The following is an 18,399-nucleotide window of genomic DNA, read 5'->3' as shown; positions in this document are numbered from 1 at the left end:
TCCCTTCCTCTCTACTGCCGGCCGCGCGCCTGCCACGGCTCGATCACGCCGCAGCGGCAGCCGAACGAACACGCCCGAGCCGATGTGTCAGATTACCGGCGTCCGGGATCATGATGTCGCCGCCCCGACTCGCGGACCGGCGGGTTGGGATCTCAGTCCGCCTGCAGAACCAGCTTGGGTCCGGGGTCGGCGGACATCGGCACGCTGTCCCGCTGCAGCATCCAGCTGGCGATGTTGTGGAACAGCGGTGCTGCCGACTGGCCACCGGAACCGTCGGCGCTGCGGGTCGGGGCGTCGAGCATGATTCCGATCACGTAGCGGGGATCGTCCGCGGGCGCGATGCCGGCGAATGTGATCCAGTAGTTCGAGTTCGAGTAGCACTTGCACTCGGGATCGACCTGCTGAGCCGTACCCGTCTTGCCACTGATCTGGTATCCCTCGACGCCCGCGGCAACTCCGGTACCGCGCTGGTTTCCGGTGTCGTCCTGGGTGACGGATCGGAACATGTTGCGGACGGTCTTCGCCGTATCGGGGCTGACCACGTACACACCGTCGGGCTGCTGGGTCTCTGTCCGCTGACCGTTCGCGTCCACCGTCGCCTCGACGATCCTCGGCGGGATGCGTACTCCGTCGTTGGCGATGGCCTGGTACATCCCCGTCATCTGCAGCAGCGTCATCGACAGTCCCTGGCCGATGGGGAGGTTGGCGAACGTGCCGCCCGACCACTGGTCACGGCTCGGAACGTTGCCCGCGCTCTCGCCCGGTAGCCCGACGTCGCTGCGCTGGCCCAGGCCGAACCTGGTCAACATGTCCGCGTAGCGGTCCTCGCCGACGCGTTGGGCAAGCATCAGCGTGCCGACGTTGGAGGACTTACCGAACACGCCGGTCGTCGTGTACGGCGCGACACCGTGGTCCCACGCATCCTTGACCGACACACCGGACATGAAAATGCTGCCCGGCACCTGCAGCACCTCGTCGGGCGTGGTGAGTCCGTACTCGATGGCCGCGGCCGCGGTGATGATCTTGTTCACCGAACCGGGCTCGAACGGCGTGGTGACGGGCAGGTTGCCCATTTCCTTGGTTCGCTCGTTGTTGCCGACTCCGATGCCGGGATTGAAGGTGTTGTCGTTGGACATGGCGAGCACCTCGCCGGTGTGCGAATCCTGCACGTACGCCGAGGCGTTCTTCGCTCCCGACAGGTCCTTGGCCAACTGCACCTGCTGCTGCACGTAGTACTGCAGATCTGCGTCGATGGTCAGTTCGACGGTCGAACCGTTGACGGCAGGCTGCTTGTCCCGCCAGCTTCCGGGGATGACGGCACCGTCGGATCCGCGGTCGTAGGTCTGCGAACCGTCGGTTCCGGCCAGGGTCGCGTCGAGCGCATCCTCCAGACCCAGCAGACCGTGTCCGTCCCAACCGGTGGCACCGACGATGTTCCCGGCCAGCGATCCGCCCGGGTACTCACGGATGTCCTGACGCTCCAGTCCGACCTGCTTGAAATCCTTGCTGATCTTCGACGCCACGGTGGCGTCCACTCCGCGTGCGAGGTAGGTGAATTCGTCGTTGCTCTTCAGCTTCGCGAGCAGATCCTTCTCGCTGATCACATCACCGAGGTCGCCATGGATACGGGCGGCTATGTCCTCGAGGTACTGCTCGGTCTCCGGCTCGGTCGGGTCCTTCGCCCGGGCCTCGTCGAGTTCCTTGCGAACCCGAACCGGTTGGAACGTCAACGCTTTGGCTTCCATCGTGAAGGCGATCGGATTGCCGTTGCGGTCCAGGATGGATCCCCGTAGCGCCGGATCGACGAGAGTGGTGGTGCGTTGCGACGCCGACTCGGCCGACAACCTCGGCGCATCGAATCCCTGAATCCACAGCAACTGTGCCGCCGCAACGGCCAGCGCCAGATACATCAGAACGCGGCCGGTGCCGTGACGAAACCGAAAGGTGGACGAGTCGAGACGCTTTCGGCTCGGTGGTCGACGGCGTGGAGCAGGCGAGGGCCTGGTCACTGCCCGTCACCCGATGCTTCGCCGGTGGGCTCGGGGGCTTCGACCGCAGGTGTTTCGAGCGAGGGGATGCTCATGGGAACCAATTGTTCAGCAAGCGCGGTGTTTCCAGCTCCATTGCTCGCATTCGGCGTGGCGGCGCGGGTGTCGATCGTGCCCGACGTTCGATTCGGCTGCGACGCGCTTCTCGGCGTCTGCTGCTGCGGCGACTGCGTGCTCGGATTCGTGACGGTTCCCTCGCCTGCGGACGCGGGCGACACCGGATCGAGCGGTGCCACCGGTGCACCGTCGGCCGGAGCCGGGGTACCGACGACCTGGACGCCGCCGTCCGGCGCGACGATCAGATGGGCGGAGTTCTTGACCGGGACCATTCCGAGTTCGGCGGCCTTGCGCGCCAACTCCGGAGCCGACTCCGCCAACTCAACATCACGCTGCAACGAGGCCCGCTGCTGAGCCAGTTCGGCGTTGACGGCCTTGGCGGCGCTGAGATCGTAGGAGTCTCCCGCAGACCGAGTGGTCAGCAGCAACGTCAGACCGAGACCGATGGCGAGCAGGCCGATGATCAAGGCGACGAACGGAATTCGCGCCGCGATGGCGCTTCCGTTCAGCGAAGCCCGGGCACCGGCTACGGAACCACGCGCAGAATCCGAGGTGTGGATCGACGCCCGCTGCTGCCTGCGCTCGTATGCCCGCAGTGCAGCACCGGACCGTCCACCACCCTTACCCGTACGTTCGGGCCGCGAGAGTGGAGCCTGCCGTACGGCGTTGCGGGGCGATGCCGGAACCCGATTGCGTTGTGGTCCAATGGTTGTGACTGGAACCGTCATTCCGCTCTCCTTGCAATCCGTTCGGCGGCGCGCAATCTCACCGGAGCCGAACGTGGGTTTGTCTCGATTTCTGCATCCGATGCACGCTCGGCACCTCTGGTCAGGAGCCGAAACTCCGGACCCATTCCGGGAAGCTCGACCGGCAGCCCTTCCGGACTGCGGGACTTGATCCGAGGCGCCAACTCCTGCTTGACAACTCGGTCTTCGAGCGACTGATACGACATGAAGACCACCCGGCCTCCGACAGCCAACGCGTCGAGCCCGGCAGGTACCGCCGCCTTCAACGACTCCAGTTCACCGTTGACCTCGATACGCAGGGCCTGGAAGGTGCGCTTGGCAGGGTGCCCTCCGGTGCGCCGCGTTGCGGCCGGAATTGCGGCATAGAGCAATTCGACCAACGGCCCGCTCGTGGTGAAGGGCGTGTGCTCTCGGTGACGCAGAACGGCGGAGGCGATCTTTCCGGCGAACCGCTCCTCGCCGTAGGTGCTCAGGACCCGTGCGATCTCGCCGTGCGAGTACGTGTTGAGGACGTCTGCGGCGGTGATACCCACGGTCGGATTCATTCGCATGTCCAATGGGGCGTCGACCGAGTAGGCGAATCCGCGATCGGATTCGTCCAACTGCATGGACGACACACCGAGATCGAACAGGATGGCGTGAACGGAGCCGACCGCAGGCAGGCCGGCCTCGTCGAGCGCTTCGGCGATGCCGTCGTAGGTCGTGTGCACCAACGTGATTCGATCGGCGAACGGAGCCAACCGGGCTCCGGCCAACTCGAGCGCATCGGGATCCCGGTCGAGCCCGATCAGGTGCAGGTGCGGATAGGTCCGCAAGAAGTGCTCAGAGTGACCGCCGAGTCCGAGAGTCGCGTCGATCATGACTCGGGTATCGCCGGTGGATTCGAGCGCGAGTCCGAGCAATTCGTCGGCTCGCTCGAGACGAACCGGAACGTGGACCGGGCCCGAGGATCGACGATGGGTTCGGTCGGCGGACGAGTCGCTCTCGTCCGGCCCGGTGCCCTCCGTCATGGTTCCTCCCGGTCGCGCGTACGTACTTCTCGCCCGGGTCCGGGCCGTGCAGGTCGCCCACCGAGGCCGATACGAATGCTTCGAGGTCCCTGTCCGATAGGGAACCTGGCGTTGGGGAAGAACGTCAGGGTCCTGATCTGCGAAACCTGGCGTTGGGGAAGAACGTCAGGGTTCTGATCGGGCAGAGGCCTCGCTGCACTCGCAGGCGACCTGGTCGGGCTACAAGATCCCTCCGAGGGACTCGTCGAAAGCGTCGGAGAAATCCTGCTCGTTCTCAGCGGAGTAGCGCGCCCACGCTTCGTCGTTCCAGATCTCGATGAAGTCCATCGAACCGATCACCACGCAGTTTCGTTCGAGCCCCGCATAGCGGCGATGCTCGGGACTGATGGTGATGCGTCCCTGTCCGTCCGGCCGCTGTTCGTCTGTTCCCGAGAAGAACTGGCGAACGTAGGCACGAGCTTTGGGGTTGGCACGAGAAGCCGCCGTCAACTTCCGAGAGCGCTCCGCGAAGTCGGCCGCGGTGTAGACAGCGAGGCTGAAATCCTGCCCCTTGCTCACCATGACCCCTCCTGCAAGCGCGTCCCGAAACTTGGCCGGCAACGTGAGTCGACCCTTGTCGTCGAGCTTCGGCGTGTAGGTACCGAGAAACACTCGCCACCTCCAGCCTCGACTCTCCGCTGCGGACCACTTTACCCCACTCTCCCCCACTTCGAACCATTCATGGCCGGAAAACTTTGGAGAAGTCACTGTCTGCGCTGGTCAAGACGTAGAAGATCGGCGCTGCCGTCAGCGATACCGCGGGCGATTCCGAGGGCTCGAACCGGACGCCATGGCGCACGAGTCCAGCATCGAAGCAGCCTGACCAGGCACGCAGCACCTACGGTGGTGGACGACGGTCGATCTCGGCCCCTCGGTGGGGCCTCGGTGGGGAAAAGTGGGAAGCGTGGGTGACAGTGGGGGACGTGTCCCACAACTCCCGCGCGCGAACACGCGAACCGGCCCTCGACGCGGAGCGGAGGGCTGCAGTCGATCGGGCGGCGTCCGTTCGAGGGCAGAAACGACAACAGCACCTCACCCGAGGGTGAGATGCTGTTCTACGTTGACGCGTGAAGTTGTGGAGACGAGCCGATAAGGGTCGGTTCGGCGAAACCCGGTCGACTCAGTCCTGCTCGAACCTCTTACGGAACCGATCTTCCATGCGAGAGGTGAAGCTGCCGCCCTTGCGACCACCCTTCGATTTCTGTCCGGTACCACGCCCGGACGTCTCGGCAGCATCGTTGGATGCGCTGCCCTCGTCCTGCGACGCTGCGGCTCCCTTGCTGGAACCGCCGAACAGGAACAGTGCCCCGGCACCGAACATGAACAAAAAGCCGATGAGACTGACGACGAGAAAAGCCAGGCTGTTCGTCGACAATGCAACACCGGCGACGAGCAACACGAGTCCCACTACGAACAGCGCGGCAGCCTGAAAGCGCCTCCTGCTCGACGCCGCACGTACGCGACCGCCCCTCACATGAGACGCGAATTTGGGATCCTCGGCGTAGAGAGCGCTCTCGATCTGGTCGAGCATGCGCTGCTCGTGCTCGGAGAGTGGCACGGTACCTCCCCCTGCACAGATATTGAAGGTCATTTCGGTTCCGAAACGACGGGAAGCTGACCTTGGCGGCTACCTGCTGTCGATGATACGAGCTGAATCGGCCGCTTACCACCTACTCGGTCGATGTGTTCCTGAGAAACACCGAAGTTTTCGAGACGCACGTCCCGAAAACCTTGGGCGAACACCCGATGACGTGGCGATTGTCACCTGACGTCCAGCTCGGTGCGCTACGCAGACAGGGGCGCCGTCATGGGGTCGACGGACGCGAATCGAGCCTGCCCGCCGAGTCGGTCCTCGATCGAGTTCAGAAAACGACCGACGTGTCGATGGAAATCGTCGGCATCGAGATCGGCGATCGTGCTCGACGCGCCGGCCTCGACCGCCGCCCTGGTGGCGGAGAAAGACGCGAAATAGTCGGCCCAGACGGCGAGATCCGGTGCCGCCTTTGCCATCAACACCCACGCACTGCGCGAACGAGGACGCGCGCCGATCGAATTCGGCAACGACGCCAGCACAGCTGCCGCGCCTTTCAGTGCAGCGGCGTAGCTACCGAGAAATCGATCTCCGGCATCGCTCTCCCCGATGGACTCGGACAGCAAAGCATCGGCCCGGCCCAGCAGAATCTGAGCCTGACGCGACACCGGCGACCGCACTCCGGCATCGAATGCCTTCGTGATCGTCATACTCGAACACCTCCAGTTCGAATCTCCGGCGCGCACCTGGCGCGGCCGGAACCGTGGCGAAGCCTTACAGTCGAACTCCGGAAGAATCCGACTCGACATACGAGCCGAAGCCACCGGCGCACTCGGCCCCGATTGTCGAACACCCGTTCGACACATTCAATATAGCCGTGCCCACCGACAAGTTGCCGAAGAAAGGTTGAGAACAGTCGTCACCGATGCGCGGACAACGCCGTACCTGGTCGATCTGACGCCCCCGGAATTCCGCCAGCGGCTGTTCGAGGCACTGTCCATCTACGTCGAGGCCATGGGCTATCCGCGTGGAACCGAACAGAGCCGAGCCCCGACGTGGAGTGAACACCTGCACCGCCCGGGCTGGCGAGCCGTCGGCGCACTGCTCCCGAACGCCGATCCGACACAGCCCGATTCGCTGGTGGCCGTCGCGTACGGCTACCATGGTGCCGCGCACCAGTGGTGGCATCAACAGGTTCGCGACGGATTACGGCGCACGGGGCATTCCCCGCAGACCGTCGAAGCCACGCTCGCGGACTACTTCGAGCTGACCGAGTTGCACGTTCTCCCGAGCGCCCAGGGGCACGGTCTCGGTGGACGACTGTGCAGCCGACTGCTGCGCGGCGTCTCGGCGGCCAACGTGATGTTGTCCACACCCGAAGTAGCCGAGGAGGACAACCGAGCCTGGCGGCTCTACCGCAGGCTCGGCTTCGCGGACGTACTGCGCGACTTCACCTTCAGCGGGGACCGACGACCCTTCGCGGTCCTGGGCCGCCGGTTGCCCCTCGACGGGCCAGTAGCCTGAGGGTGTGATCGATGCTGTGGTGGTGGGCTCCGGCCACAATGCCCTGACCTCCGCCTGTTACCTGACCGATGCCGGCATGTCGGTCGAGGTTCTCGAGCGCGACTCCGTCGCCGGCGGCGCGGTCTCGACGGTGGAACGCTTTCCCGGCCACCGAGTGGACCGTGGTTCGTCGGCACACATCATGATTCGGCACACAGGCATCATCGAGGAGCTCGGCCTCGCCGAGTTCGGACTGCGCTACATCGACTGCGACCCCTGGGCGTTCGCGCCGGGAGCCGTCGGCACCGACGAACGCGGAATCGTCTTCCACCGAAGCCTGGAACGAACCTGCGAGTCCATCGCCGCCGCCTGCGGCGCAGCCGACGCGCGCGCCTACCGAACGTTCGTCTCCGTCTGGGGTCCCCGCAGCGAACGCACCATGCGTGCGTTCGGTGGGCCGCCCACCGGTCCGAAACTGCTCCGATCCTTCTGGGGCCTCGGTGCCCCCGACGGCGGAAGCATGCTCTCGCGTGAGTTCCTCGCCACCGGCGATTCCATGTTGGACGAGATGTTCTCGAGCGAACGACTCAAGGCTGCGCTCGCGTGGTTCGGCGCTCAGTCGGGTCCGCCGATGTCCGAGCCCGGTACCGCACCGATGGTCGGCTTCGCTGCCCTCATGCACACCCTTCCGCCGGGCCGCGCCGTCGGCGGCAGCGGAGCATTGACCGAGGCGATGATCGCTCGGCTGCAACGCGACGGTGCCGAACTGACACTCGGCGACGCGGTCACCTCGCTCGTACGCCGCCCGCACGGCTGGACCACCAGGACCGCGTCGGGACGGGAGATCGACAGCCGCATCGTCGTGGCCGGCTGCCACATCCTGACCACCCTCGACCTTCTCGAAGCCGGTGGACACGACTCGGCGCAGATCGCCCCGTGGCGCAGCACGATTCGGGTAGGACCGGGGATCGGTACTGCGGTCAGACTGGCCACCGACGCTCTTCCGACGTACCCGAGTGCCGACCGCATCGAGGACGGCACCCACGGTCTGGCGCTGCTGGTACGCGACCGCAGCCAGTTGCGGTTGGCGCACGGGCACGCGCTGGCCGGCGACCTGCCGCCCACCCCGGCCGTGCTGGGAATGTCCTTCAGCGCACTCGATCCCACCATCGCACCGCCGGGACAGCACCAGATCTCACTGTGGTCGCAGTGGCATCCCCATACCCTCGCCGACGGCAGGCAGTGGCGATCGGACGTTCCGGGCGAGCGCTCGTTGGCCGAGTTCGAGGCAGATCGAATCGTGGCCGAACTGGACCGGTACGCACCCGGTTTCGCCGAGTCCGTGTTGGATCGGTTCGTTCAATCGCCGCCGGACATCGAGCGTGAGCTCGGTCTGATCGGAGGCAACATCATGCACCTGGACATGTCGTTGGACCAGATGATGATGTGGCGGCCGCATCCTCGACTGGCCGGGCATCGGGTCCCCGGTGCCGACGGGCTCTATCTCACCGGCGCATCGACCCACCCCGGCGGAGGGGTCACCGCGGCCAGTGGTCGGTCGGCGGCCCGAATCGCGATCGCCGACGCCCGCGCAGCCCGCCGTCGCACGTTCTTCGGAAGGAAACGGGAATGAAGGTCGTTCCGATCGTCGTGGCGGCCGCTGCCGTGGGCTGCCAGATCCTCTATCCACTGGTGTCGGGATCGACCAGGGACGCAGTGACGGTGGCGGTGGTGGCCCTGCTCGCGCTCGCGTCGATTCTGCACGCGGCGCTGAACCGCGGTGTCGTGTGGGCTACCGTTCTCGTCGTCGTGACCGCAGGAACCGGGTTCGCGTCCGAACTCGTCGGCACGGCCACCGGGATCCCGTTCGGCGAATACTTCTACGCGCAGAATCGCTTGGGCCCGAGCCTGTTCGAGGTACCCGTCGTGGTCCCTCTGGCGTGGACGGCCGGGTTTTACCCGATCTGGTGTGCAGTGACCTTCGTCGTCGGCCGTCTCGACACGACGCAGGCGCGCGCCACCGCACTGCGAATCGTGGCCGTGGCGGTGGGGATGGTCGGCTGGGACCTCTATCTGGATCCACAGATGGTCACCGACGGACAGTGGACCTGGACCGCCGGTTCGGTCGGGCTGCCGGGTGTGCCGTCGATTCCGCTGACCAACTACCTAGGCTGGCTGGTGGTGGCGACGCTGATGGCTGCGGTGATGGAATCGCTCGACCGCGCCGTCGGTCGCCCCCGGTCGTCCGACGACGCAGTGCCCATCGGATTGTTCCTGTGGACGTGGCTCGGGTCGGCGCTCGCGCACGCGGTGTTCCTCGACGGTCCGGAGCTTCGCTTCTCGGCGGTGTACGGATTCGTCGTCATGGGCGTCGTCGGCATACCACTGCTGTGGAATGCCCGTCTGTCCAGGAACACCCGACACGCCTCGCTGACAACCCCTGCCGACTGACATCACCTCGATGCCCTGGCACGATGTCGCTGTGCAGTCGACATCGCGAACACCTCATCGAACCCACCGCCGCCGCGTTCTCTCGGTGGTCGCACTGGCCCTGCTGGTCGCGCCGATGCTGGCCGGTTGCCTGCGCGTGCAGGTCACGATGGGCGTGTCGGCGAACGACCGTGTCGCAGGTCAGATCGTGGCGGCCAGCGTGCCGACATCGGACTCCGACACCGGCCCGGAACTGGTGGTTCCCTCCTCGATCGAGGACAAGGTTCGCGTCGAGCCGTACGACCAGGACGGATACGTCGGATCGCAGGCCATCTTCGACGATCTCTCGTTCGGCGACGTGCAGACCCTCGGCTCGATCTTCCAGAACGCGGCCGGATCGTTCCAGCTGACACTGCAGCGATCGGGTGACACCGTCACTCTTGCCGGCAACGCCGATCTGTCCTCCGTTCCGGTTCAGGGCACGGACGTACAGTTCACCATCGCGTTCCCGGCCCGCATCGGCACCACCAACGGCACCCGCGAGAGCGACAACTCGATCTCCTGGAAGTTGCCGGCAGGCGAGGTCACCTCGGTGCGCGCCGAGGTCAACTATCCCGATCCCAACACCCGAAGCTTCGCCGGCTGGGCCGGCATCGTGGGCGGGGTGACGGTCGGTGTCGCGGCCATCGTCGGAGCCATGGCCTGGGTGTCGCGCAATCCACCGCTGCGGGGCCGCGGCTCGCGCGGTACCGAGCCGGGAAGCTCGACCGAGAGAACATCTGTGTGAAAGACCGCGTGTTCGCGCGAACGACGGCGACCGCTGCCGTCCTCGCGGCTGCGTCGGCCGCGGTGTCGGAGTTCAACTCTCGGTTCATGCCGAGCCTGCACTCCCCGGAGCAGGACGTCACCGAAAGCGTCGTCGTCTGTGTTCCCGCCCGCAACGAGGCCGCGACGCTTCCCGCGCTGATCGGCGATCTCGCGAAGCAACGATCGTGCACGGATCTGCGAGTGATCGTCCTCGACGACGACTCGACCGACGGAACGGCCTCCGCTGCCCGCGCGGCTGCAGGCGGTGATCCGAGGATTCGCGTCGTGACCTCCGGTGTCGCTCCCCCGGCCGGCTGGACCGGTAAGGCCGCCGCGTGCGCCGAGCTCGCGAGGCTGGCCGACGAGGACGACCCGACGACGTCGTTGATCGTGTTCGTCGATGCCGATGTGCGCCTGGAACCGGAGGCCGTGGCGGCAGCGGCCCGCATGCTGCGACGGCGCGGTGCCTCCCTGCTGTGCCCGTGGCCGGAGCAACTGGCCGAGAGCACCGTCGAGCGACTGGTCCAGCCCCTGCTCGCATGGTCGTGGATGTCCACGCTTCCCGTCCCTCTCGGCAATGCGACGCTCGCACCGTCGATGGCGGTCGCCTGCGGGCAGTTCATGGCTTTCGACGCCGCCGCCTACCGGGCCGTGGGGGGCCACGGCTGCGTCGCCGCGAGCGCAACCGAGGACCTGGATCTGGCACGCGCTCTGCGTCGGCGGGGGTTCTCCACCGCGGTGGCGTCGGGTGCGGGGTTCGTTCGATGCCGGATGTACCGATCGGCAGCGGAGTTGCGGTCCGGCTACAGCAGGTGGTTGTGGAACGAGTTCGGTGGACCGGCCGGTTCGGTGGCGGCGGCCCTGGCACTGACCGTCGTGTACGTGCTGCCCCCGATCACTGCGCTCACCTCCTCGGGTGTCGCGCGTCGCCTCGGCTGCGCCGGCTATCTCGCAGGCACGGTGTCACGGATGTCCGTGCGGCGGCGCGAGACGGGATCGCGGTTCGGGGTGGGCGACGTAGTCGACGCCGCGCTGCACCCGGTCTCGATTCTCGCCTTCGTCGGACTCGTCGCAGAGTCCCACGTGCGCAGGCGTCGCGGCTCGCTGTCGTGGAAGTCGCGCCCGATGCCTGCGCCGCACACCTGACCGTCTCACACTCTCGCGGCTGCAAGCCCCAGGTTGCTGAGCACCTCACGCGTCGCGCGCGCGAAGTTGAGAGTGATGAAGTGCAGTCCGGGTGCGCCCTCGGAGATCAGGCGCTCACCGATGTTCGTCGCGAGTTCGATGCCCACTTCTCGCACCGCGGCGCGGTCCTCCTCGGGGCCGGATCCCGCTGCGCGCGTGAACTTCTCGTCCAGGTGCGACGGAAGCGTCGTGCCCGAGAGCTCGAGCATCCGGCGAACCGACCGAAGCGAGGTGATGGGCATGATCTCGGGAATGATCGGCTTGGCACCCTGCTCGGCGTCGAACGCCGACACACGATCACGTAGACGCAGGTAGTCGTCCACATCGAAGAACATCTGAGTGATCGAGTACTCCGCTCCCGCCCGCAACTTCCCGACCAGGCATCGGGTGTCCTGTTCGAGATCGCCTGCGCGGTGGTGCCCTTCGGGGAACGACGCCACGCCGACGTGGAAGTCGCCGAGATCGCGAACCAGCCGGACGAGCTCCTCGGCGTACTCGACACCGTCCGGATGCTTCTCCCAGTCGCCGAGCGGATCTCCGGGGGGATCTCCGCGAAGTACGAGGATGTTGGTGATACCGCGGTCCGCGTACGACCCCACCATGGATCGCAGCTCGTCCACACTGTGCGAGACAGCAGTGAGATGCGCCACAGGCAAAAGGGTGGTCTCCTCGGCGATCTGCCCGGTGACACGCACCGTCCGATCACGGGTGGAGCCCCCCGCGCCGTAGGTCATCGACACGAATGCGGGCTGAAGTTGTTCGAACTCACGGACCGCCCGCCACAGCCTGGCCTCGGCGGCCGCGTCTCGCGGAGGCGAGAACTCCACCGAGAACGGGATCCTGGCCTCGGGTTCTGTCCGTAGTCGGTCGACGATGGACGGTGTTCTCGTCACGAATCCTCGACTCGACCGCCCCCTGACGGAATCTTCGCTCACCCGAAGATCATAGGTTGCGGCCCACCGAAGCCCGTCGGGCATCCCTGACGACAGATGTTCGCTGCAGGTCGGTCCAGGGTTTCCACGGCCATTACTGTGGAATGAGAATTCACGCAATCCACAGCAACCTTGGAGGATCGTCCTGTCCGGAGACTTTTCTTCACCCGTAGTCGACACTCCCGCCGCCGCGCACGACCCGAAGGCGATGCGCACGGCCGTCGACGCGACGCTCGCCGAGTTCTTCACCTCACGCCGAGATGTCGTCGACACCGTCGGTGGCGGCTATCCCGCTGCGGTGGCCGACCTCGAGGCCTTCGTACTTCGCGGTGGCAAGCGCATGCGCCCTGCATTCGCCTGGACCGCATGGCTCGGTGCAGGCGGTGAATCCACCGGTGCCCGAGCGGACGCAGTGCTGCGGGCGTGCTCGGCGCTCGAACTGATCCAGGCCTGCGCCCTCATCCACGACGACATCATCGATTCCTCCAGTACCCGACGCGGTTTCCCGACCGTGCACGTCGGGTTCGCCCAACGGCACCGAGACGCGGGGTGGTCCGGCGGCGCGGACCATTTCGGTGAATCGGCAGCGATCCTCGTCGGCGATCTCGCCCTGTGTTGGGCAGACGATCTCCTGCGCGAGTCCGGCATCGACGCCGATGCCGCACGACGGGTCCAACCGGTGTGGTCGGCGATGCGCACGGAGGTTCTCGGCGGCCAGTTGCTCGACATCGAAGCCGAGGCAGGCACCGACGAGAGTGTCGCGGCTGCCATGCGAGTCAACCGATACAAGACCGCTGCCTACACCGTCGAGCGGCCGCTGCATCTCGGCGCAGTCCTCGCCGATGCCGACGAGAACCTGATCTCGGCCTACCGCAACTTCGGTGCGGACATCGGAATCGCGTTCCAGCTGCGCGACGACCTCCTCGGGGTGTTCGGCGATCCCGAGGTCACCGGCAAACCGTCGGGCGACGACATCACCGAGGGCAAACGCACCGTGCTGATCGCGCTGGCGCTGGAGAAAGCCGACCGGACCCGGCCGGATCGTGCAGCCACGATCAGGGCCAGCCTCGGAACCGAACTCGACGCGAACGAAGTGGCCGACATCCGTTCCATCCTCGTCGAACTCGGCGCAGTGGACGCGGTCGAGAAACAGATCGACGAGCTCGGGACCCGGGCCGTTGCCGCCCTCGACAACAGTTCGATCGAACCGGTCGCTGCCGCGCACCTGCGCGCCATGGCAACCGCCGCCATCCAACGGCAGTACTGAAAGAGAGCGTCATGTCTTCGATCCGCACGGTCTCCGGCACCACCGACACCGTGGTCGTCGTGGGAGCCGGTTTGGCCGGCCTGGCCGCCGGTCTGCATCTGCTGGGAGCAGGCAGGAAAGTCACCATCGTCGAGCGCGAAGAGACCGTGGGCGGCCGCGTCGGGGTGTACCCGGTATCGGACGCCGACGGAACGCACCTGTACGACATCGACAACGGCGCGAGCGTGCTCACGATGCCGAACCTGGTGCTCGAGGCGCTCGCCGCCGTGGGTGCCGACTTCGAGTCGACCACGCCGCCGATTCGGCTGACCGCTCTGTCGCCGTCCTATCACACGCGTTATGCCGACGGCACGTCCATCGACGTCTACTCCGATCCCGAGGCCATGGCGGCCGAGGTCGAGCGAACCTGCGGCCCGGCCGAGGCGCAGGGATATCGAGAACTGCGACGCTGGCTCGCCGACATCTTCGACGCCGAGTTCGACCGCTTCATCGACTCGAACTTCGATTCACCGCTCGATCTCGTGGGATCGAAAGCTGCGATCTCCGACACCGCGACGCTGACCAGACTGGGCGGCTTCGGCCGGCTCGGGCCACGCGTCGACAAGTTCCTGAAGGACACTCGCCTGCGCCGCGTGTTCACGTTCCAGGCGCTCTACGCCGGCATGGCACCTCAGAAGGCGCTCGCGGTCTACGGAGCCATCGCACACATGGACACCTCGCTCGGGGTGTTCTTCCCCGAAGGCGGCATGGCGGCCATCGCACGGGCCATGGCCGACGCGTTCGTCACCGCGGGTGGCACGCTCGAACTCGGCACCGAGATCGTCGACATCACCGTCGACCGAGGTCGTGCGGACTCCGTGATCACCGCAGCCGGCGGTCGAATCGCGTGCGACGCACTCGTTCTCACCGCGGACCTGCCCGTCGTCGACCGACTGCTCGACCGGGCGTCGGTGTCGAAGAAGGGCCGCCGGAACGGATACGGCGTCGTCTCGCCGTCGGCGGTCGTCGCGCACGGAACCGTTCCCGCCGACGTGACGGCGACGTGGCCCGCCCGCGCACATCACACCATCGACTTCGGTGACGAGTGGGCCGAGACCTTCCGCCGGATCACCGCAAAGGCGGGCAAGGGGTCCTTGATGGCCGATCCGTCGCTGCTGATCACCCGACCGTCGGTCAGCGATACCCAACTCGAGATGGTGCGTGACGGTGTTCGATGCGAGCCGGTGTCGATCCTCGCACCGTGCCCCAATCTCGACAGCGCGCCCCTTCCCTGGAACGAATTGGCGCAGCCGTACCTTCGCGAGATCCTGACGACCATGGAAGGTCGGGGGTACAAGGGTCTACTCGACGGATTCACACTCGACCACATCGACACTCCCGAGACCTGGGCGCAGAAAGGCATGATCTCCGGTTCGCCGTTCTCGTCGGCGCACGTGTTTCGGCAGACCGGGCCGTTCCGACGCAAGAACATGGTCGCCGGGCTCGACAACGTGGTTCTCGCCGGCTCGGGCACGACGCCCGGAGTGGGCGTTCCCACGGTTCTGGTGTCGGGAAAGCTCGCCGCAGAGCGGGTGACGGGGCGCACGGGACGGTAGGTTCGTTCGATTGACTGCGTCGACCAACTAAGCTGAGCGCGATCGTTTGCCGGTCGCGCTCATTGCTGCGACCATGATCGTTCGGTGGTCGGCGTGAACCATCGGCCGGCGTACGGATCTCGACCCACAACTCGTTGCAGAGGAGGAGCAGGCGGCAATGTCTTCGATCTCGTCGCACTCCACCTCCGAGGATCGATCGTCGGGCGGCCCCCTTCCCTCGGATTCGCGACGACCGTCCAGACTGACCGCAACGGGCAACTTCCTTCGCAGTCCCGAGGGCAAGGCCGCGATACTCGGTGTGGTCGGCGCCGTGTGCATCGTGTTCGGCGGGTTCGGGGCCGGCAGTGTGCGCAGGCGCGATCCGTTGCTCGAGGAGATGCACCTGTCGTGGCTGCGATTCGGCCACGGATTCGTCCTGTCGACCATCATCGTCTGGGTCGGCGTACTGCTGATGATCACCGCCTGGGTTCGGCTCGGGCGTGCGACTCTGCACGGCCGCACCACGGTGGGTGAACTGCGCTGGATCGTCCCGGCATGGACCGCACCGCTACTGCTGTCGGTGCCGATGTTCAGCCGCGACGCGTACTCGTACCTGGCTCAGGGCGCTCTGCTCCGCGACGGATTCGATCCGTATGCCGTTGGCCCCGTTGCCAATCCGGGAGTTCTGCTCGACAACGTCAGCAATGTCTGGACCACCACCACTGCGCCGTACGGCCCGTTGTTCCTGCTGCTCGGCCGCGGAATCACCAGCCTGACCGGCGACAACGTGATCGCTGGAACCATGTTGCTGCGCCTGACGATGTTGCCGGGTCTGGCATTGATGATGTGGGCGGTTCCGCGGCTGGCGAAGCACCTCGGCGGCCGAGCGACCACCGCGGTGTGGCTCGCCGTCCTCAACCCTCTGGTCCTGATCCACCTGATCGGCGGGGTGCACAACGAGTTGCTCATGGTGGGCCTGATGACCGCGGGAATCGTGCTGACGCTCGAGCATCGACACGTGGGCGGCATCGCGCTGGTCGCCATCGCGGTGGCGATCAAGGCCACAGCAGGCCTCGCGCTGCCTTTCCTGGTGTGGATCTGGATGCTCCATCTGCGGGAGAAGGCACAGGCGGAGGGACGAAAGCCGATGTCGCCCGTCCTGGCGTTCGTCAAGACCGCCGGCATCGGAGCCTCCGTCTTCGTTGCCGTGTTCGCCGTGGCGTCGGTGATCGCCGGAGTCGGAATCGGTTGGCTGACCGCTCTTTCCGGATCGGCCAAGATCATCAACTGGCTCTCGCTGCCCACGATCCTGGCGCACCTGGTAACCGTCGGCACGTCGTGGTTCCTCGATCTCCGCCTCGGACCCGTTCTCGATGTGACTCGTCTGCTGTGCGCGATAGCGCTGGTGGTCGTTCTGGCGGTGGCCTGGTGGTTGGGCCGCAGATCCGAACGCGATGCGGTCAAGGGCATCCTGATCGCCCTGGTCGCCACCGTCGTGCTCTCCCCCGCAGCCCTGCCCTGGTACTACTCGTGGCCACTGGCGATCGCCGCAGGCTTCGCCCTCTCGCGCACGACCCTGATGATCCTGACGGGTCTGTCGACGTGGCTCATGCTCGTCTTCCAACCCGACGGATCGATCGGCCTGTACACCTTCGGACACGTCGCACTGGCGATCTTCGCCGCGGTCGTCGCAGCTCTGGCGCTGACACGCGTCGATCCGCTGCGTTTACGATCGGACCGATCCAGGGAACACCGTGCCGTGCCGAACGCGCCCAAGACCCCAGCAACGGAACCGACCGGAGACGAATCCACGTCATGAGGGCCGCATGATGAAAGAACTCGACGGTATCGATCCTGAACTGCACGCGGCGTACCGCATCTGCCGCGAACTCAACGCCCAACACGGCAAGACGTATTTCCTCGCCACTCGCCTGCTCCCCACCGACAAGCGCGCAGGCGTACACGCGCTGTACGGGTTCGCCCGAATGGTCGACGACATCGTCGACCTCGAAGGCACCGACATCGCCGTGGGATCGGACGAGCTCAACGCCCGTCGCATCGTCGAACTCGACGTGATCGAATCCAGGGTGCGCGACGCATTGGCGGGAAAACCCCTGTCCGACAGCGTGTCCGATCAGGTGTTGAGCGCGTTGTGCGACACCGTGGCGCGCTACGACATTCCGCACGACTACTTCTTCGCGTTCATGCACTCGATGCGTATGGACATTCCGGGGAGTCCGATGTTCGTCTCGCGCTACCGCACGATGGAGCAGTTGCGCGAGTACATGTACGGCTCCGCCGCCGTGATCGGACTGCAGATGTTGCCGATCCTGGGAACCGTCGTCGAGCGGTCCGTGGCCGAGCCCCCGGCCGCAGCCCTGGGCGAGGCGTTCCAGCTGACCAACTTCATCCGCGACATGGGTGAGGACCTCGATCGCGACCGCATCTACCTGCCCACCGACGAGCTCGCGGCGTTCGGCGTCGACGAAGAACTACTCCGGTGGTGCCGCACCACGGGCAGTGTCGACGCCAGGGTCACCCGCGCCCTCGCACACCTGATCGCCGTCACCCGCTCGATCTACCGCACGTCCGATGCAGGCATCGAGATGCTGGATCCGCGAGTGCGGCCGTCGATGCGCACGGCGTCGATTCTGTACGGCCGCATACTCGACGAGGTCGAGTCACAGGGCTACCGTGTGCTCTCCCAACGCGCGACGGTGCCGCAGTGGACCAGAGCGCGCATAGCGCTGCCGCAGTTCGCCGTCACCGGCTTCAAGCGCGCGACGGTTCGCTAGAAGGCCATGGCCTGTGCGCGCCTGATCACTTCGCGCATCAGGTCGCCGTGCAGAGCAGCGACGGGTGCACCCGGCAGGCTCTCGTCCTCGGTGAACAACCACCGCAGGATTTCCTCGTCCTCGTAGCCGCCGTCGTGCAGCACGGCCAGGAGACCGGGCAGCCCCTTGACGATGGTGCCCTTGCTCGAATCGAGGAACTGTTCCGGTACGACGGGCACGCGTGAACGCTTCAGGGCGAGCAACTGGCGATCTCGGACGAGCTGTTCGACGCGGGTCTTGGGGACGTCGAGGATCTTCGCGACATCGGCGAACTGCAGCACGGACTCCGACGGATCGAGCACGTCGTCGGCATAGGGAATGGCACTCACGCAGGTAACGTTAACGGGTCCGGCATCGAGACTTCAAAAGCGTCACAGCCGGGTCGTTCCGCAGGCTCCACTCCTGTGCAGCCGACCCAGCCGGTCCGAGACACAAG

Annotated in this window: 17 protein-coding genes; 9 read left to right on the top strand and 8 right to left on the bottom strand. The window is 66.0% G+C overall.

Features of this window, described 5'->3' with window-relative positions:
* Nucleotides 1-152 precede the first annotated feature (152 nt).
* The 6 genes from CH296_RS20800 to CH296_RS20775 all read right to left on the bottom strand — a co-directional run bounded on the left by CH296_RS20800 (nt 153) and on the right by CH296_RS20775 (nt 6,141).
* Nucleotides 153-2,009 carry a penicillin-binding protein 2 gene (locus tag CH296_RS20800; RefSeq protein ID WP_045194901.1) on the bottom strand — a complete coding sequence of 619 codons (1,857 nt, stop codon included), beginning with the start codon at nt 2,007-2,009 and terminating at the stop codon, nt 153-155.
* Nucleotides 2,006-2,833 carry a hypothetical protein gene (locus CH296_RS20795; RefSeq protein ID WP_256980525.1) on the bottom strand — a complete coding sequence of 276 codons (828 nt, stop codon included), beginning with the start codon at nt 2,831-2,833 and terminating at the stop codon, nt 2,006-2,008. The genes CH296_RS20800 and CH296_RS20795 overlap by 4 nt, the downstream gene beginning before the upstream one ends.
* On the bottom strand, nt 2,830-3,861 hold the full coding sequence (rsmH, locus tag CH296_RS20790; RefSeq protein WP_094685667.1) for a 16S rRNA (cytosine(1402)-N(4))-methyltransferase RsmH: 1,032 nt from the start codon (nt 3,859-3,861) through the stop codon (nt 2,830-2,832). The genes CH296_RS20795 and rsmH overlap by 4 nt, the downstream gene beginning before the upstream one ends.
* Nucleotides 3,862-4,080: 219 nt before the next feature.
* Nucleotides 4,081-4,512, bottom strand: coding sequence for a division/cell wall cluster transcriptional repressor MraZ (gene mraZ, locus CH296_RS20785; protein ID WP_027497352.1), 432 nt, complete (start codon nt 4,510-4,512; stop codon nt 4,081-4,083).
* 508 nt (nt 4,513-5,020) lie between these two features.
* On the bottom strand, nt 5,021-5,458 hold the full coding sequence (locus CH296_RS20780; RefSeq protein WP_094647816.1) for a DUF3040 domain-containing protein: 438 nt from the start codon (nt 5,456-5,458) through the stop codon (nt 5,021-5,023).
* Nucleotides 5,459-5,685: 227 nt separating this feature from the next.
* Nucleotides 5,686-6,141, bottom strand: a complete 456-nt coding sequence (locus CH296_RS20775) for an SAV_6107 family HEPN domain-containing protein (protein ID WP_045194895.1) — start codon at nt 6,139-6,141, stop codon at nt 5,686-5,688.
* Nucleotides 6,142-6,337: 196 nt separating this feature from the next.
* Here CH296_RS20775 and CH296_RS20770 point away from each other — a divergent pair, with 196 nt between their 5' ends.
* The 5 genes from CH296_RS20770 to CH296_RS20750 are packed head-to-tail and all read left to right on the top strand — an operon-like array spanning nt 6,338 to nt 11,317.
* The gene (locus CH296_RS20770) at nt 6,338-6,955 is read left to right on the top strand and encodes an N-acetyltransferase (RefSeq protein WP_094685666.1); all 618 of its coding nucleotides are present in this window, start codon (nt 6,338-6,340) and stop codon (nt 6,953-6,955) included.
* A gap of 4 nt (nt 6,956-6,959) precedes the next feature.
* Nucleotides 6,960-8,567 (top strand): NAD(P)/FAD-dependent oxidoreductase, encoded by a 1,608-nt coding sequence (locus CH296_RS20765; protein ID WP_094647696.1) that lies wholly within the window; start codon nt 6,960-6,962, stop codon nt 8,565-8,567.
* Nucleotides 8,564-9,385, top strand: a complete 822-nt coding sequence (locus CH296_RS20760) for a carotenoid biosynthesis protein (protein ID WP_032394392.1) — start codon at nt 8,564-8,566, stop codon at nt 9,383-9,385. Before CH296_RS20765 ends, CH296_RS20760 begins: the two co-directional genes overlap by 4 nt.
* Nucleotides 9,386-9,395: 10 nt before the next feature.
* Nucleotides 9,396-10,151: a DUF3153 domain-containing protein gene (locus CH296_RS20755; protein WP_179272919.1), complete on the top strand. Its 756-nt coding sequence runs from the start codon at nt 9,396-9,398 to the stop codon at nt 10,149-10,151.
* Nucleotides 10,148-11,317 carry a glycosyltransferase family 2 protein gene (locus CH296_RS20750; RefSeq protein ID WP_179277791.1) on the top strand — a complete coding sequence of 390 codons (1,170 nt, stop codon included), beginning with the start codon at nt 10,148-10,150 and terminating at the stop codon, nt 11,315-11,317. The genes CH296_RS20755 and CH296_RS20750 overlap by 4 nt, the downstream gene beginning before the upstream one ends.
* 5 nt (nt 11,318-11,322) lie before the next feature.
* Here the strand turns inward: CH296_RS20750 and metF are convergent, their stop codons facing one another.
* Nucleotides 11,323-12,249, bottom strand: a complete 927-nt coding sequence (metF, locus tag CH296_RS20745; RefSeq protein WP_032394703.1) for a methylenetetrahydrofolate reductase [NAD(P)H] — start codon at nt 12,247-12,249, stop codon at nt 11,323-11,325.
* Between the two features lie 247 nt (nt 12,250-12,496).
* On the opposite strand from metF, the gene CH296_RS20740 reads away from it, so the two are divergent.
* The 4 genes from CH296_RS20740 (at nt 12,497) to CH296_RS20725 (ending at nt 17,924) form a co-directional block, all read left to right on the top strand.
* Nucleotides 12,497-13,555 (top strand): polyprenyl synthetase family protein, encoded by a 1,059-nt coding sequence (locus tag CH296_RS20740; protein WP_094631678.1) that lies wholly within the window; start codon nt 12,497-12,499, stop codon nt 13,553-13,555.
* An 11-nt stretch (nt 13,556-13,566) separates the two neighbouring features.
* Nucleotides 13,567-15,150 carry a phytoene desaturase family protein gene (gene crtI, locus CH296_RS20735; protein ID WP_256980524.1) on the top strand — a complete coding sequence of 528 codons (1,584 nt, stop codon included), beginning with the start codon at nt 13,567-13,569 and terminating at the stop codon, nt 15,148-15,150.
* Nucleotides 15,151-15,307: 157 nt separating this feature from the next.
* The gene (locus CH296_RS20730) at nt 15,308-16,948 is read left to right on the top strand and encodes an alpha-(1->6)-mannopyranosyltransferase A (protein ID WP_094647691.1); all 1,641 of its coding nucleotides are present in this window, start codon (nt 15,308-15,310) and stop codon (nt 16,946-16,948) included.
* 10 nt (nt 16,949-16,958) lie between these two features.
* Nucleotides 16,959-17,924 (top strand): phytoene/squalene synthase family protein, encoded by a 966-nt coding sequence (locus CH296_RS20725; protein ID WP_032394394.1) that lies wholly within the window; start codon nt 16,959-16,961, stop codon nt 17,922-17,924.
* On the opposite strand, the gene CH296_RS20720 is transcribed toward CH296_RS20725, so the two are convergent.
* Complete coding sequence (locus tag CH296_RS20720; protein ID WP_032394395.1) at nt 17,921-18,292, bottom strand: Rv2175c family DNA-binding protein; 372 nt, start codon at nt 18,290-18,292, stop codon at nt 17,921-17,923. The two genes, CH296_RS20725 and CH296_RS20720, sit on opposite strands and share 4 nt — an antisense overlap.
* Between the last annotated feature and the right edge of the window lie 107 nt (nt 18,293-18,399).

The sequence above is a fragment of the Rhodococcus sp. 14-2496-1d genome, assembly GCF_002259365.1.
Lineage (GTDB): Bacteria > Actinomycetota > Actinomycetes > Mycobacteriales > Mycobacteriaceae > Rhodococcoides.
The sequence above is the reverse complement of the archived record's forward strand: the minus strand, read 5'-3'. Positions and strand labels throughout refer to the sequence as shown.

What these genes read in the sequence shown, in the direction of transcription:
- CH296_RS20795 (WP_256980525.1), bottom strand. Translation starts at nt 2,833, where the DNA reads ATGACGGTTCCAGTCACAACCATTGGACCACAACGCAATCGGGTTCCG.
- rsmH (WP_094685667.1), bottom strand. Translation starts at nt 3,861, where the DNA reads ATGACGGAGGGCACCGGGCCGGACGAGAGCGACTCGTCCGCCGACCGA.
- CH296_RS20775 (WP_045194895.1), bottom strand. Translation starts at nt 6,141, where the DNA reads ATGACGATCACGAAGGCATTCGATGCCGGAGTGCGGTCGCCGGTGTCG.
- CH296_RS20760 (WP_032394392.1), top strand. Translation starts at nt 8,564, where the DNA reads ATGAAGGTCGTTCCGATCGTCGTGGCGGCCGCTGCCGTGGGCTGCCAG.
- CH296_RS20755 (WP_179272919.1), top strand. Translation starts at nt 9,396, where the DNA reads ATGCCCTGGCACGATGTCGCTGTGCAGTCGACATCGCGAACACCTCAT.
- CH296_RS20740 (WP_094631678.1), top strand. Translation starts at nt 12,497, where the DNA reads ATGCGCACGGCCGTCGACGCGACGCTCGCCGAGTTCTTCACCTCACGC.
- crtI (WP_256980524.1), top strand. Translation starts at nt 13,567, where the DNA reads ATGTCTTCGATCCGCACGGTCTCCGGCACCACCGACACCGTGGTCGTC.
- CH296_RS20730 (WP_094647691.1), top strand. Translation starts at nt 15,308, where the DNA reads ATGTCTTCGATCTCGTCGCACTCCACCTCCGAGGATCGATCGTCGGGC.
- CH296_RS20725 (WP_032394394.1), top strand. Translation starts at nt 16,959, where the DNA reads ATGAAAGAACTCGACGGTATCGATCCTGAACTGCACGCGGCGTACCGC.